This window comes from Rhodococcus sp. ACT016 (assembly GCF_050477185.1).
In the GTDB taxonomy this organism is placed as follows: domain Bacteria; phylum Actinomycetota; class Actinomycetes; order Mycobacteriales; family Mycobacteriaceae; genus Prescottella.
This window is the reverse complement of record NZ_JBEAET010000001.1, coordinates 5,550,587-5,563,981: the sequence shown is the minus strand read 5'-3', so window position 1 is coordinate 5,563,981 and position 13,395 is coordinate 5,550,587. Positions and strand designations below refer to the sequence as shown.

At 68.8% G+C, this 13,395-nt stretch carries 16 protein-coding genes; 8 read left to right on the top strand and 8 right to left on the bottom strand.

Going from position 1 to position 13,395, the window contains the following annotated elements:
- Positions 1–39 precede the first annotated feature (39 nt).
- A complete protein-coding gene (locus tag ACQ5DX_RS25460) occupies positions 40–588 on the bottom strand; it encodes a winged helix-turn-helix transcriptional regulator (protein ID WP_430335241.1) in 549 nt (182 codons plus the stop codon).
- 53 nt (positions 589–641) lie between these two features.
- Here ACQ5DX_RS25460 and ACQ5DX_RS25455 point away from each other — a divergent pair, with 53 nt between their 5' ends.
- Positions 642–2,057, top strand: a complete 1,416-nt coding sequence (locus ACQ5DX_RS25455; RefSeq protein WP_430335240.1) for a DHA2 family efflux MFS transporter permease subunit — start codon at positions 642–644, stop codon at positions 2,055–2,057.
- A gap of 103 nt (positions 2,058–2,160) precedes the next feature.
- A complete protein-coding gene (locus tag ACQ5DX_RS25450) occupies positions 2,161–2,991 on the top strand; it encodes an NAD-dependent epimerase/dehydratase family protein (RefSeq protein WP_430335239.1) in 831 nt (276 codons plus the stop codon).
- A gap of 28 nt (positions 2,992–3,019) precedes the next feature.
- Here the strand turns inward: ACQ5DX_RS25450 and ACQ5DX_RS25445 are convergent, their stop codons facing one another.
- The 5 genes from ACQ5DX_RS25445 to ACQ5DX_RS25425 all read right to left on the bottom strand — a co-directional run bounded on the left by ACQ5DX_RS25445 (position 3,020) and on the right by ACQ5DX_RS25425 (position 7,155).
- The gene (locus ACQ5DX_RS25445) at positions 3,020–3,685 is read right to left on the bottom strand and encodes a response regulator (protein WP_430335238.1); all 666 of its coding nucleotides are present in this window, start codon (positions 3,683–3,685) and stop codon (positions 3,020–3,022) included.
- Complete coding sequence (locus tag ACQ5DX_RS25440) at positions 3,682–4,893, bottom strand: sensor histidine kinase (protein WP_430335237.1); 1,212 nt, start codon at positions 4,891–4,893, stop codon at positions 3,682–3,684. The genes ACQ5DX_RS25445 and ACQ5DX_RS25440 overlap by 4 nt, the downstream gene beginning before the upstream one ends.
- Positions 4,890–5,762, bottom strand: coding sequence for a CPBP family glutamic-type intramembrane protease (locus tag ACQ5DX_RS25435; RefSeq protein ID WP_430335236.1), 873 nt, complete (start codon positions 5,760–5,762; stop codon positions 4,890–4,892). The genes ACQ5DX_RS25440 and ACQ5DX_RS25435 overlap by 4 nt, the downstream gene beginning before the upstream one ends.
- Positions 5,763–5,870: 108 nt before the next feature.
- Positions 5,871–6,668 carry an aldose 1-epimerase gene (locus ACQ5DX_RS25430; RefSeq protein WP_430335235.1) on the bottom strand — a complete coding sequence of 266 codons (798 nt, stop codon included), beginning with the start codon at positions 6,666–6,668 and terminating at the stop codon, positions 5,871–5,873.
- Between the two features lie 7 nt (positions 6,669–6,675).
- Positions 6,676–7,155: a hypothetical protein gene (locus ACQ5DX_RS25425; protein WP_430335234.1), complete on the bottom strand. Its 480-nt coding sequence runs from the start codon at positions 7,153–7,155 to the stop codon at positions 6,676–6,678.
- 192 nt (positions 7,156–7,347) lie between these two features.
- On the opposite strand from ACQ5DX_RS25425, the gene ACQ5DX_RS25420 reads away from it, so the two are divergent.
- The 5 genes from ACQ5DX_RS25420 to ACQ5DX_RS25400 all read left to right on the top strand — a co-directional run bounded on the left by ACQ5DX_RS25420 (position 7,348) and on the right by ACQ5DX_RS25400 (position 10,928).
- The gene (locus tag ACQ5DX_RS25420) at positions 7,348–7,785 is read left to right on the top strand and encodes a 6,7-dimethyl-8-ribityllumazine synthase (RefSeq protein WP_430335233.1); all 438 of its coding nucleotides are present in this window, start codon (positions 7,348–7,350) and stop codon (positions 7,783–7,785) included.
- A 233-nt stretch (positions 7,786–8,018) separates the two neighbouring features.
- The gene (locus tag ACQ5DX_RS25415; protein ID WP_430335232.1) at positions 8,019–8,825 is read left to right on the top strand and encodes a class I SAM-dependent methyltransferase; all 807 of its coding nucleotides are present in this window, start codon (positions 8,019–8,021) and stop codon (positions 8,823–8,825) included.
- Positions 8,822–9,595 carry a class I SAM-dependent methyltransferase gene (locus ACQ5DX_RS25410; RefSeq protein ID WP_430335231.1) on the top strand — a complete coding sequence of 258 codons (774 nt, stop codon included), beginning with the start codon at positions 8,822–8,824 and terminating at the stop codon, positions 9,593–9,595. Before ACQ5DX_RS25415 ends, ACQ5DX_RS25410 begins: the two co-directional genes overlap by 4 nt.
- A 5-nt stretch (positions 9,596–9,600) precedes the next feature.
- Positions 9,601–10,500 carry a mycobacterial-type methylenetetrahydrofolate reductase gene (locus tag ACQ5DX_RS25405; protein ID WP_430335230.1) on the top strand — a complete coding sequence of 300 codons (900 nt, stop codon included), beginning with the start codon at positions 9,601–9,603 and terminating at the stop codon, positions 10,498–10,500.
- An 11-nt stretch (positions 10,501–10,511) separates the two neighbouring features.
- Positions 10,512–10,928 (top strand): PaaI family thioesterase, encoded by a 417-nt coding sequence (locus ACQ5DX_RS25400; RefSeq protein WP_430335801.1) that lies wholly within the window; start codon positions 10,512–10,514, stop codon positions 10,926–10,928.
- Here ACQ5DX_RS25400 and pcaG read toward each other — a convergent pair whose 3' ends face one another.
- A complete protein-coding gene (gene pcaG / locus ACQ5DX_RS25395; protein ID WP_430335229.1) occupies positions 10,929–11,603 on the bottom strand; it encodes a protocatechuate 3,4-dioxygenase subunit alpha in 675 nt (224 codons plus the stop codon).
- Entirely contained in the window at positions 11,600–12,328 is a 729-nt protein-coding gene (gene pcaH / locus ACQ5DX_RS25390; protein WP_430335228.1) for a protocatechuate 3,4-dioxygenase subunit beta, read from the bottom strand. Before pcaH ends, pcaG begins: the two co-directional genes overlap by 4 nt.
- Before the next feature lie 94 nt (positions 12,329–12,422).
- Here pcaH and ACQ5DX_RS25385 point away from each other — a divergent pair, with 94 nt between their 5' ends.
- Positions 12,423–13,385: a LysR substrate-binding domain-containing protein gene (locus tag ACQ5DX_RS25385; RefSeq protein WP_430335227.1), complete on the top strand. Its 963-nt coding sequence runs from the start codon at positions 12,423–12,425 to the stop codon at positions 13,383–13,385.
- Positions 13,386–13,395 lie beyond the last annotated feature (10 nt).

Sequence of the window (13,395 nt, the reverse complement as noted above, 5' to 3'; positions counted from 1 at the left end):
TCGCAGCGGATGTCTACCGATCGGTCGGATCGAAACCCACTATTCGTCGGACGTGCTCGGGTTCTGGTCGCGCTTCCGCTTCCGTGATCTCGCGTCGAGCACCGCCCGGACGGATTCTCGCCCGACCCGCACCCGGAGTTCGTCGAGGCCGACCTCGGTACCCGATTCGCTGAGCAACCGAACGTGGACGGGTGATTCGGTGGAATCCTCGACGATACGCAGCGGACCGCCGTCGTCCTGCAGGTACTTGTCCCCCCACTGCATCAACGCGATCACCGCGGGCAGCAGGTCACGACCCATGTCGGTCAGTACGTACTCGTACCGCGTGCGTTGCCCCGGTTCGCGGTACGGACTCTTCGCGAGCAGTCCCGCCTTCACCAGATCCTTGAGGCGCGCGGAGGCAACCGCGTCGGTGATGCCGACACGCTGCGCGAAGTCGTCGAACCGAGTGGTGCCGTAGTAGGCCTCACGCAACAGCAGAATCGCCGAACGCGTACCCACGACCTCCATCGCCCGACCGATCGAACAATTGTCGCCGGTAGTCCAGGCTTCGCGGTCGGACAGCGCTCCTTCCAGCTTCATCACCATTCCTCCAGACTACTGACTTGCCAATAGTGAAGCCAGCCTCTAGCGTGCTGGGTATGGTGATCAATAGTCAGCGTGATGCTGCGACGGCGAGACCGTCCTCCACTGCCACGGCGCTCGCAATTCTCTGCGGCGCACCGTTTCTCGCCAGCCTCGACCTGTTCGTGGTGAACGTCGCATTCGACCGGATCGGCGCGAGCTTCCCGGGTCACTCGCTCGCCGCGATGAGCTGGATTCTCAACGGGTACGCGATCATCTACGCGGCCCTGTTGATTCCGTTCGGGCGCTGGGCGGACACCGTCGGACACAAGCGGGTGTTCCTGCTGGGGCTGGCGGTGTTCACCGGCGCGAGTGCGGCGGCTGCCGCCAGTCCCGGACTCTGGGTCCTGGTATGCCTCCGGGTCCTGCAGGCCGTCGGAGCGGCCGCCCTCACACCCACCAGCCTGGGCCTCTTGATCAACTCCGTACCGCTCGAGAAGCGCGCCGTCTCCGTGCGGATATGGGCCGGAGTCAGCGGCGCCGCGGCCGCCGCCCTCGGACCCGCGGTCGGTGGTCTGCTCGTCGAGACCAGCTGGCGATGGATCTTCCTCATCAACGTTCCGATCGGAATCGTCCTGTTCGTCGCCGGCATGCGCAGGCTCACCGAATGCCGTACACCCCAGCCGGACTCGCGCGTCGACCTGGTCGGCGCCGTCCTGCTCGCCGTCGGCATCGGCGCGTTCACCACCGGGATCGTGCAAGGCAACGACTGGGGATGGACCAGCGCGGGTGTCATCGCTGCCTTCTTCGTCGCGGTCGTCTCGTCGATCGCGTTCCTCGTCAGCAACTCACGACAGCGCTCGCCACTGGTCGACCCGGAGCTGTTCAGGGTGAGGACCTTCTCGTGGTCCAACGTCGGCGCGCTGGCGTTCAGTGCAAGCTTCGCCGCCGGCCTCCTCGGCCTGATCCTGTGGCTCCAGACGGTGTGGGGCTACTCCGCACTGAGGACCGGTCTCGCGATCGTGCCGGGGCCGATCATGGTTCCGATCTTCGCCATGGTCGGGCAGGTCCTCACCAGGCGATTCCGGGCCTCCACCCTGGCGTTCGTGGGCAGCCTGCTGTGGGCGGGCGGAACCGTGCTGGTCCTGCTGTCCGTCGGCGCCCAGCCGGACTACGCCGCAACCGTTCTCCCCGGCTGGCTGCTCAGCGGGATCGGGGTCGGCCTCACGCTGCCGACCATCCTGTCCTCGGCAACGGCACAGCTGCCGCCCACCAGTGCCGCGACTGGTAGCGCCGTCGTGAACATGACCAGACAGATCGGCACCGTCGTCGGTATCAGCGGCCTCATCGCGCTGCTCGGCAGCCCGATCGGCTTCGACGCCGCACACGACGCCTTCCAACGAGCGTGGTGGGCAGTCGTGGCGACCGGACTGCTGAGCGCCGCCGCGGCCATCGGGCTGTCCCCCCGTCGGCCCGCCGCCGCATCCGAGTGAGTGGCGCGTCCGCCGAAGATCCACACCGACCTGAGATCGATTCGGTACAAAAGGATCCCGTGAGACGGCGAATATCTGCCGCACACGTTCTACGCTCGTCCACATGAGGATCCTTGTCGCCGGCGCCGGGGGCGTCGTCGGACTGCCGCTCACCAGGGAACTGATCGCCCACGGGCACGAGGTGATCGGCACGTCGCGTGATCCGGACTCACGTCCCGAACTGCGCGACGCCGGCGCCACCGTCGTTCGAATGGACGCCTTCGATCTGGCATCAGTGGAACACGCGATCGCCGAGGCACGACCGGACGCGGTGATCCATCAACTCACCGACCTGTCGGCCGTCGACCTCGAGGCCAACGCGGAACTGCGCATCGTCGGCACCCGCAATCTCGTCGACGCGATGCACCGGTACGGCGTCGGACGGCTGATCACGCAGAGCATCGCGTGGCTCTACGCCGACGGGGACGGCCTCGCCGACGAGACGATGCCGCTGCAGGACGCCGTCGGGCCGGGCGCGCGGACCGTCGAGGGCGTGGTCGCAATGGAGCGCACGTCGGAGGAGATCCCGAACCACCTGGTCCTGCGCTACGGCAAGCTGTACGGTCCGGGGACCTGGTACTCCCCCGACGGCGACTTCGGCCGCGCCGCCCGCGACGGCGTCTTCGCCGGCAACGGCATCGAGAGCTTCCTGCACATCGAGGACGCGGTCGCCGCCACCGTCGTCGCCCTCGACTGGCCCACCGGGATCGTCAACGTCGTCGACGACGAGCCAGCCGGACCGGCCGACTGGCTGCCCACCTTCTGCCGGTGGGTGGGTGCGCAGGCGCCGCGCGGTCTCGGCTCCGGCAGGGGGCGTGGGGCGTCGAATGCGAAGGCCCGCGCCCTCGGCTGGGTGCCGAAGTACCCGTCGTGGCGGACGGGTATGTCCGGCTGACGATTCCGCACGCCCGCCGGGGCGGTAGTCACCCGAGCGAGCGCAGGTAGACGAGGGTGGCCTGCACCCGCCGATTGCCGTCCTCCAGCGGCAGCTTCGAGAAGATCGACCCGATGTGCTTGCGCACCGCGGCCTCGGACACCGTCAACCGCTGCGCAATGCCCGAGTTGGTGCACCCCTCGGCGACCAGTGACAGGACCTCGCGCTCGCGAGGCGTCAGTGCCGCGAGCGGTCCACGACTCCTGGTCGCGGTGACGAGCGCCCGCACCACATCGGGGTCGATGATCGTCTCGCCGCGCGCCACCCGGTCCACGGCCTCGAGGAACTGGAGGACGTGCCCGACACGCTCCTTGAGCAGGTACCCCACCCCGCCCGGCGCATGGTCGTCGAGCAGCTCGTCCAGGTACGCCACCGAGACGTACTGCGACAGAACGACAATGGGCAGCTTCGGCGCCCTGCCCCGGAGGGTGGCCGCTGCCCGCAGCCCGTCGTCCGTGTTGGTGGGCGGCATCCGGACATCGGTGACCACGAGGTCCGGTCGATACGCGTCCCATGCGTCCAGGAGTGTCGGCGCATCGCCCACGGCGGCGCACACGTCGTGCCCGGCGGAGGCGAGCACGCTCTCCACCCCGGCCCGCAGCAGGGGGCTGTCCTCCGCGAGCACGATTCGCAGTGGCCGCTCGGTCGACGTCACACCGGACACTCCATTCGGATCGTCGTGGGACCCCCGACAGGGCTTGTCACGGTGAGGGTTCCGTCGAGGGCACCGACGCGACTGCGCAATCGGTCGAGGCCGCCACCGGCGGTGACGTGCGCTCCCCCGTCCCCGTCGTCGGTGACGCTCAACAGCCACACGTCCCCGACCCGGTCGCCGCGCACGGTGACGTGCCCTGCCCGCGCGTGCCGCACGGCGTTCGTGAGCGCCTCGGAGACGAGGACGTACGACATGTGCTCCACCGGAGCCGGCAGCCGCTGCTCCGGACCGGTCACCCCGTCGAGGGAGATCTCGATGTCGAGCGGGACATCCGCCACCAAATCCGTGAGGGCCGGTGCGAGTCCGCGCTCGATCAGTGCCCGCGGCGAGTATCCGCGCAGCACCGCCCGCAGCTCCACGAGCGTCTCGTCCACCTGACGGTGCGCATCGGCGGCGAGGCGGCCCGCCGGCCCCTCTGCGTCGGCGGCCTCGGCGAGACCGAGGCTCATCGACAGCGCGACCAACCGATGCTGGACGCGGTCGTGCAGTTCCGATTCGAGCAGTGCCCGCTCGGAGCCCTCGGCGTCGAGCAGTCCGGACCGGGTCGTCTCGAGGCGCGCCGCTTCGAGACGCCACGGGTCGGCGTCGAACCCGAGGAGCAGTCGGGCCATCTGCGACTCGATCGCCGCCCAACCGCCGACGACCACCAACAGCAGCACCGTGACCACCAGCCCGGCCAGCGCCAGACCCCAAGCGCCCGAACTGGTCTCGACGGTCCAGGCACCGAGGTCGAAGTAGTCGCTGCGGATGACGACGGGCGCGGCGAGGAGCATCCCGACGATGGTGACGCCGAAGATCGCGAGAAGTCCGGCGACGCCACCGGAGATCGTGGCGCCCAGGACGTACGCGACGTGGCGGACGGTGGGCAGTCGCTCCTCGTTCGCGGACGCCCGCACCTCCGCGTCCGCGCGTGCCGCGACCGACGGATCGATCAGCCTCAGCCGTGCGCAGTGCGCACGCAGCATCGGCTCCCACAGCGCCGTACGCAGTCGCCGCGTCAGGCCCAGCAGCACGACGGGAACGATCCCGATCACGGTGGCGCACGAAAGGATGCCCGCGACGACGAGGCACGCGAGCGACCGCCACGGCCACTGGGTGCCGAGGTATCGCGGTCCGGACCGCAGGGCCGACGACACGCTGCCCGTCACTGCCCCACCCCGACCACCTTGCGCCGGCTCACCGTCGACGCCGCGAGAATGCAGGCGACGACGGGAAGGTAGGCAGCGCACATGAGGAGCGTAACGGCATTCGCGGGAGCGCCCGGCTCCAGGAAACGCCCGAGACCGACCGCGACCACGAGGTTGCTGCCGCCGTGCAGGATCGCCGGCGGCCACACCGAACCACTGCGACTCCACAGCCAGCCGATCACGAATTCCAGCAGCACCGACAGCGGCAGCCACATCAACATCGCCACGAGCGCATCGACGGCGGTACCACCGGCGCCGAAGTACCCCACCCAGGGCAGCGGCCAGTGCCACACACCCCAGATCAGCCCGGTCGCGACGGTCGTTGCGACCGGCCTGCCCGGTACGACGCGATCCCGCAGGTACGCGGTCCAGCCGAACTCCTCTCCCCAGAACAGGGGCGCCGCCACAACCGGGACCACCAACGCGATCGCCACGAAGGCCAGATCGTCCCGCCCGAAACGCCACGCGGTGGCGTCCCACAGTCCCGTCACCGCGGCCGCCGCCAACGCGATCGCGAGAACTCCGAGGGGCAGCAGCGCGGCGATCAGGTAGGACGACCACGCCGCGGACAGCCGGGGCCTCAGGCCCGCGTCGGAGAACCCTTCGCGGGTGATCCACCTGCGTGTGACGATCGCCGCGAGGGCGGGCACGAACGCGGCGGTCAGCAGTTGGACGCCCAGATCGTCGAGCGAGTATCCGGCAACCCGCACGGCCACCCACGGCACCCAGGACGCCGCGAAGGCGAGGACGAGGAACCAGCGAACTCCGCGCCTGCGCACGGAGTCGTCGCGCAGCGCAATCGGCGACGGAACAGAAGGTGCAGTTGTCATGCCTCCACTTCACGGCGGCGAGCACCGAAAAGCTGTAGCCCACGCGCCCGTCTCGGGGTGGCGCGCACGCTACCTACGACGCGAAGTCGGTACTGCTCGAATCGCGCCCTAGAGACGCTTCCACGTCCATCTGCAGTCGGCGACGAGGGGGGATTCCGGCGTCACGAGTCGCGGCAGCGTGTTGACCCCATTTGGTGGTCCCGATTGCGGCTCGACGCAGACGGCGTCGGCTTCCATGTCGTAGACCACGACCCACTGCTCGGGGCTCGAAACTTCCAGCTGGAGCAAGCTCGGCCACGTCAGCACCACACGCACGCCGTCGACCATCCCGAAGCAGTCGTCCCACGGTCCCGCTCGAGGGGCGATCCGCACGCCTGACGGCAGGTAATCCGACCCGCGCAGCTCTTGCCAGTCGGGTGCGAAATCGATCCGAACGGGCTCGGTGTCGCTGCGCAGGATGCGTGTGAACCACGGGTGCCATCCGACCTGGGCGGGAAAGGGATCCGCTTCGGACGTCACCTCCATGGACAAATCGAGATAACCCTCGGTCAGGCTGAATCGCTGGGTCACTCGACCCGCGAACGGCCACGGCGGGGCGAGCGCCTGCCGCAACGTCGCCCGCGCACCGGATCGGTCGGCGACTTCCCACGCACTGTCTCGTACCGTGCCGTGAATGGCGTGGGGAGCCGCGTTGACCGGAAGGTGATGGGTCACCGAGTCGACGGACAACTGCCCGTTGCCGATTCGTCCGCACCACGGCGCCATCGGGAAGCACCCGTATCGATCGCCTTGCCTGAGCAGCTCGGTCTCGGCGACGACGAGGCTGGTGATCATCCCGCCTTGCCGGGGTGAGATCTCCACGCGGACATCCGCGGCTTCGAGTGTGAAGTTGCCATCTTCGTTCATTTCGATGTCAGCCTCGCCCGTTCAGCCCAGCGTGCGACGCGAAGTGGCGCGCCAGCCGCCGGTGCCGGTGCGCGAAGAAGGATCGGACGACCACCGCCAGCAGGGGCGTGAGGATCGACAGCCGCAGCTCGAAGGTGACGCGATCGTGGACGACGGTCCGATCGGCACCGTCGGGGGTAACCGTGCGCTCGTGCTCCCAGCGCCGCATGTTCAGCATCGTCGACTTCTCGTGAAACCGTTGTCCCGGTTCCAGTTCCGCGATCGTGAGTGCGTCGTAGTCGAACGGCACGACGCCGAAGAGGCGCAGCCAGGCGCGGCCCAGCGGCACCCCGACCGGGACGGTGTCGATGGTCACCGGCCCCAGCCCGCGCGGGATGCTCATCGTCATCCACGGCCGCATCTCGTCGTTGATGCCGTCCGGGGTGACCACCCGTGCCCACACGCGATCCGCCGCTCCTTCGACCACGGACACCCTCTCGATGATCATGGGCTCATGATGCCCGGGGGCACACCCGAAGAACAGTCTCGGCAACTACCCTTCCTCTGCTCGGTGATCGCGCACCTGCAGCGAAGAAGTAGCCCTCCACTCCGAGTCGAGATCCCGCCGGACTGTCCCGGCGGGATCTCCTCGTTCGGAGCCCCGATGTTCCGCTCGGTTTCGACGCCATAACATCGGCCCATGAGCATCGCATTCGTCCAGTCCACCTGGCACCGGTCCATCGTCGATCACGCGCGCGACGCCTTCGCCGCGCAGTGGCGCGAATTGGGCCACGACCCGGCGGAGATCGAGTTCTTCGAGACACCCGGCGCGTTCGAGATCCCGCTGCACGCCCAGCGCCTGGCTCGCACCGGACGATTCGAGGCAATCGTCGCGGCCGGACTGGTGGTCGACGGCGGCATCTACCGGCACGAGTTCGTCGCATCCGCAGTGATCGACGGCCTCATGCGCGTCCAGCTCGACACCGACGTCCCGGTGTTCTCCGCGGTGCTCACCCCGCATCACTTCCACGAGCACGCCGATCACCTCGCCTTCTTCACGACGCACTTCGACAAGAAGGGCGTCGAGGTGGCGAACGCCTGCTCGGCGACCATGGCCGGGCTCCGCGCGATCCAGTAGCCACCGCACCGGCCGGAGTCGCCTCCGGTACAGGCCATTTCGTCGAGTTCCGGCCGGTGACACGGCCCGTCGGTCTCGGCGTCCTCCGGTCCGGCGGACGCATCCGCCCTCGAACTCTCCTCGACCTCGGGGCCTTTCTGGCTACCATTGGGTGGTACCTGTGCGCACCGCACGAAGCGGAAGACGCCGGTGTCGGCCAGTGTCGACCGGTGTCGTCCAGGGAGATGATCACGGTGAATCGACCGTCCGAGCCGGAACAGATCTCGACGCGCGCGACCGTGCCGCGACTGGAGAAACTCTTGCGGCCGGACGTGACGTGGGTGCCGTCGTCGGACGGGTTTCTGGACACTCTGCCCGGCGAGACGGTTCCGCCGCCGGGTCGGGCCCAGGCCGCCTGGCAGACGTCGCTCGGCGCGTCGATCTACCAACGGATGCAACGAGTGATGGCCCCGGTAGTTGCGCCCGGTTACGCCACAATTGCGGACCAACTGCACCTGAAACCAGGTCAAACGGTCGTCGACGTGGGGTGCGGGCCCGGCAATGTCACCAACGGACTGGCCGATGCGGTCGGTCCACACGGGCTCGCCGTCGGAGTGGATCTCTCGGGTCCCATGCTGGCGCGAGCCGGACAGCGATCCCGCCCGAACCTGGGGTTGATGCGGGCCGACGCCACTCGCCTTCCGCTGCGCGACCACTGCGCCGACGCCGCCTGCGCCACCGCCGTGATCATGCTCGTTCCCGAACCGGCCGAGGCGCTGCGGGAGATGATCCGAATCATCAAGCCGGGTAGGTGGCTGCTGGTGATGGTCCCGTGTCGACCCACCGGGCCGACTGCCCCGCTCACCCGCCCGATCATGGATCGGATCGGACAATTCGGTGGCGCGCGGATGTTCACATCGGACGACCTGTCGACCCTGCTCGAGCAGCTGGGGTGCGAGCACATCCGCAGCCATCAGCAGTGCAACATGCTCACCGCGCGGGCCCGCACCCCCACCTCGGGCAGGGAGTCGACGTCCACCTCGGGAAGGAGCAAGGAATGAACCCGGACGAGCCGCAGCCACCTGTCCCACCGACCCCCGCCGACTTCGACGCGCTCTACCGCGGCGACTTCAGCGCCTTTCGTGGACCCCAGCCGCCGACCGGCGGCGAACAACCGCCGCCGTTCCAGCTGAAGTGCATCCCGTGGGACATCGGCGAGCCCCAACCCGTGATACGCAACCTCGAGGCCGACGGCCAGATCACCAGCGAAGTGCTCGACATCGGCTGTGGCCTCGGAGAAAACGCGATGTTCCTCGCAGACCGCGGATACAAGGTGTGCGGCCTCGATGCCGCGCCCGCGGCGATCGAGATTGCCCGCGAGCACGCCCGCGAGCGCGGGCTCGAACAGGCCGTCGACTTCGCGGTGGCCGATGCCACCGATCTGAGCGACTACGCCGACCGGTTCACGACCGTCATCGACAGCGCGCTGTACCACTGTTTCGCCGAGGACCAACGTCCCGGCTACGTCGCATCCCTGTTCCGGGCCGCCCGCTCGGGCGCGCGGCTGCACGTGGGGTGCTTCTCGGATCGGGTCCCGGACGCGCTCCCGGGTCCCTACCGCATCAGCGAGGACAACCTGCGCGACACGCTCAGCGGCGCGGGGTGGATCGTTCGCCGACTGGAACCCATCACCTACACCACCGCGATGACGCGCGCCGATCTGGAGGGGCAGGGCTACGAGCCGCTGGCCGCCGTGGCCGCCGAGCTCGACCACGACGTCCGAGACCGGATCCTGGCGCCGGCCTGGCTGGCGACGGCCGAACACCCTTGACCGCGATGCGCACGGTGGCACTGGAGTTGGTGCCACCGGAACTGGATGCGGGGCCGGGCGGTGCCGTCGACGAGGCCCGCGCGGCCGTCGAACTGTGCCGCCACCACGGACTGGCCGACCGGGTACGCCATGTGATGATCCCCGGCATCATCGCCGAGGATTCGGGTCGGCCGGTGGCGCTGACACCGCGCATGGACGTGCTGGACTTCTGGGAGGGGATGCGGCCGTCGATCGGCCCGATCAAGGGCCTGTGCGCGCAGGTGACCGTCTTCCAGGACAAGGAACAACTGTCCGACCGGGTGCTCCGGTTACGCGGGGCCGGCATGGACGGCATTACGTTCGTCGGCAAGCCGCACGGGCTGCCGGTCGGCGACGCCCTGGGCATCACACCGCAGGAGGCGGTGGCACTCTTCCGGGACGTGATCCCCCACCGCGGCGTGGTGCTGATACCCACGCGGCGAGGCGAACTCGAACGATTCGACGCCAAGTGCGCACACGGCGCAACCTTCGCACTGACCCAGCTCCTGTACTCCGACCGGATCGTGGACTTCCTGAAGGAGTTCGCCGCCCGCAGCGAACACCGTCCCGAGATCCTGCTGTCGTTCGGTTTCGTCCCCGGAGTCGAACAGCACGCGCACCTCATCGAGTGGCTCATCCACGACCGCGGAAACGACCACGTCCGGCAAGAACAGGAGTTCGTCGTACGGATCGCGGCCGACTCGTTCGCGCAGCGCCGCGACGCCCTCGTCGACCTGTACCGCCGTATTCTCGACGGCGTCCACGATCTCGGGTTTCCGTTGAGCATCCACCTCGAGGCGCCCTACGGCGTCTCGGAGGCCGCGTGCGAGACCTTCGCCGCTATGCTCGACCACTGGTCACCCGGATCCACCGAGGAGTCATCCTGAGCAACAACGGCATTCCGCTCACCGTCGAGGACGCTCGAGCGCACCTGACGTCCCAGCCGTTCAGCGTCCTGTTGGGTGCCCGACTGGTCGCGTTCGACGCCGACGGCGCGATCCTCGAGGTCGATGCCCGACCGGACCTGCTGCAGCAGAACGGGTTTCTCCACGGCGGGGTGCTGGCCTACGCCGCCGACAACTGTCTCACCTACGCGGCCGGCACCGTACTCGGACCGGGCGTGCTGACCGGCGGCATGTCGATCGAATACGTGCGGCCTGCACAGGGGCGGACCCTGCGCGCCACCGCACGGGTCGTCCATTCCGGACGACGCCGCGCGGTGTGCCGGTGCGAGTTGGAGATGGTCGCGGACGACGGCAGCACCCGGCTGTGCGCCGTCGCGCAGGGCACGGTGCTGCCCGTCTCCGCCCCCTGATCAGATGTCGAAGAACACCGTCTCCGCACCGCCGTCGGGCGTGTCTTGCAGTCGGATGTCGAAGGTGTAGAACACCTTTTCGTCGCGCTCCGATCGCTTCGCGATCAGCGTCTCGCGGCGGGTTTCCCACTCGATCCCCGCCAGGATCGGGTCGGCGGCGTTGCGCTCGGCCTCGTCGTCGAAGTAGATCCGGGTGTGCAGTCCGACGTTGATGCCGCGTGCGAACACCGCGACGCAGATGTGCGGGGCCTGGACGCGGCCGCCGCCCGCCTCGACCGGACCCGGCTTGACGGTGTGGAATTCGAAGACACCGGAGTCGAAGTCGGCGCCGGTGCGTCCCCAGCCGCGGAAGGCAGGATCGATCGCCTTGTCCTGCGGATCGAGACGGTGCGCGTACTTGCCGGCGGCGTTCGCCTGCCAGATCTCGAGCAGCGCGTCGCGCACCAGCGTGCCGCTACCGTCGAACACCCGGCCCTCGACCGTGATCCGCTCGCCGACGGTGGCCTCGGCGACCAGGTCGTTGCCGAAGTTGTTCTCGAAGACGTCGAAGCCGGCCTGCTGTGGTGCGAGCCCGATGTGGACGTACGGGCCGCCGGTCTGCGACGGGGTCTCGGGGAACCTCGTCACCATCGGGTGTGGCGCGAAGGGGTTGCGGCTGTGGTCGATTCGGGTCATCGCGGGGCTCCGGGGACGGTGTTCTCGAAGAAGGTGGCGCGACGTCCGCGCAGCGTGACGTCGAAGCGGTAGGTGCGGGCGTCGAACGGCACGTTGCTGGCAGGGTCCTCCTGCGCGATGAGGCTGCGCACCTGCTCCACCGTGGGGATGGTCCGGGCGATGGGGCACCGCTCGATCAGCGGGTCACCCTCGAAGTACAACTGCGTGATCAGACGCTGCGCCCATCCGTCCGCGCTGAGCGACATGTGAATGTGCGAGGGGCGCCACGCATTGGTGTTGTTGCCCCACGGATAGGCGCCCGGCCTGATGGTGCGGAAGACGTAGTAGCCGTTGCTGTCGGTGAGCATCCGGCCACAGCCGCCGAAGTTGGGATCGATCGGCGCAAGGTACCGGTCCGTCTTGTGCCGGTAACGCCCGCCCGCGTTGGCCTGCCACACCTCCACCAGCGCACCGGAGACCGGGTTGCCGAACTCGTCGCGCACGTAGCCGTGGACGATGATGCGTTCGCCGATCGGCAGACCGTCCTTGGCGAAGTTGAGGATCAGGTCGTTGTCCTTCTCCCCCAGTTCGTTTGCGCCGAACACCGGTCCGGTGATCTCGGAGAGCGTGTTCCGCGGCGAGACGAGGGCATTGCGCGGCGAGCGCAGCACACTGGTCTTGTAGGCCGGGGACAGCGCCGGCGGATGCATCGAGGCATCGCGTTCGACGAATTCGCCGATGGTCATGGGATTCTCCTGTCGAGCGGATCTCCGACCAGGCTATTTACCGTCACTACTCATGTAAATTGACGGTTTCGACCGCTTTCCATAACCTCGAGTAATGTCCGATGGTTTCGTTCCCCCACCACCCGCGGACAGCGGCGCCACCACTCGACTCCTGCACCGGATCCGGCTACGTCACCTCACGTGCTTCGTCGCAGTGGCGCAGGAACGCAACCTCGGACGCGCAGCGCAGCGCCTGCACCTGACCCAGCCGGCGGTGACGAAAACTCTCAACGAACTCGAGGCTCTTGCCGGCGTGCGACTCGTCGACCGCGGCCGCCGCGGTGCCCACCTCACCCCGGCCGGAGAGCAATTCCTCCGGCACGCGGTCGCGGTCACGGACGCGATGGAGTCGGCGGCGTCCGCGCTGGCCGGCACGGCCGCTCCGAGCGCACCGATTCGCGTCGGCGCGCTACCGACCGTCGCGAGCGTTCTTCTGCCCCAGTCGATATCACGTCTGCATGCCGCCCATCCGGATGTCGGGGTACGGGTCGTCACCGGATCCAACGACGTCCTGCTCGCCGCGGTCCGCGCCGGCGAACTCGATCTCGCCCTCGGCCGGATGGCGGAGCCCGCCGCGCTGCAGGACGTGACGTTCGAGCTGCTCTACACCGAATCGCTCGCGCTCATCGTCCGGCCCGAGCATCCCCTGACCGCGGCCACCGGCCCCGTCCCGATGCCCACGGTCCTCGAGTACCCGCTCGTCGTCGCGACCGCCGGCACCGTCCCACGGCACCACACCGAGGTCCTGCTGCAACGACACGGCCTCCACCTGCCGTCCGGCCGTGTAGAGACGCTGGACGTCACCGTCGCACGGACCCTCGCCCGGCGCGGCGACGCGGTCTGGTTCACCCCGGAGCGGGTGCCGCAGACCGACCTGGACGACGGCACCCTCGTCCGGCTGCCACAGTCGACGCCGGGCACGGCGGAGCCCGTCGGCGTGTTCCGGCGGGCTACCGGCGAGTCCCCCGCGGCCGTCGAAACGCTCGCGGGCATTCTGCGGGAGCTGGCCGGCGCCTGAGGTTGCCCTG

What these genes read in the sequence shown, in the direction of transcription:
- ACQ5DX_RS25460 (WP_430335241.1), bottom strand. Translation starts at nt 588, where the DNA reads ATGGTGATGAAGCTGGAAGGAGCGCTGTCCGACCGCGAAGCCTGGACT.
- ACQ5DX_RS25455 (WP_430335240.1), top strand. Translation starts at nt 642, where the DNA reads ATGGTGATCAATAGTCAGCGTGATGCTGCGACGGCGAGACCGTCCTCC.
- ACQ5DX_RS25450 (WP_430335239.1), top strand. Translation starts at nt 2,161, where the DNA reads ATGAGGATCCTTGTCGCCGGCGCCGGGGGCGTCGTCGGACTGCCGCTC.
- ACQ5DX_RS25435 (WP_430335236.1), bottom strand. Translation starts at nt 5,762, where the DNA reads ATGACAACTGCACCTTCTGTTCCGTCGCCGATTGCGCTGCGCGACGAC.
- ACQ5DX_RS25430 (WP_430335235.1), bottom strand. Translation starts at nt 6,668, where the DNA reads ATGAACGAAGATGGCAACTTCACACTCGAAGCCGCGGATGTCCGCGTG.
- ACQ5DX_RS25425 (WP_430335234.1), bottom strand. Translation starts at nt 7,155, where the DNA reads ATGATCATCGAGAGGGTGTCCGTGGTCGAAGGAGCGGCGGATCGCGTG.
- ACQ5DX_RS25420 (WP_430335233.1), top strand. Translation starts at nt 7,348, where the DNA reads ATGAGCATCGCATTCGTCCAGTCCACCTGGCACCGGTCCATCGTCGAT.
- ACQ5DX_RS25410 (WP_430335231.1), top strand. Translation starts at nt 8,822, where the DNA reads ATGAACCCGGACGAGCCGCAGCCACCTGTCCCACCGACCCCCGCCGAC.
- ACQ5DX_RS25405 (WP_430335230.1), top strand. Translation starts at nt 9,601, where the DNA reads ATGCGCACGGTGGCACTGGAGTTGGTGCCACCGGAACTGGATGCGGGG.
- pcaG (WP_430335229.1), bottom strand. Translation starts at nt 11,603, where the DNA reads ATGACCCGAATCGACCACAGCCGCAACCCCTTCGCGCCACACCCGATG.
- pcaH (WP_430335228.1), bottom strand. Translation starts at nt 12,328, where the DNA reads ATGACCATCGGCGAATTCGTCGAACGCGATGCCTCGATGCATCCGCCG.
- ACQ5DX_RS25385 (WP_430335227.1), top strand. Translation starts at nt 12,423, where the DNA reads ATGTCCGATGGTTTCGTTCCCCCACCACCCGCGGACAGCGGCGCCACC.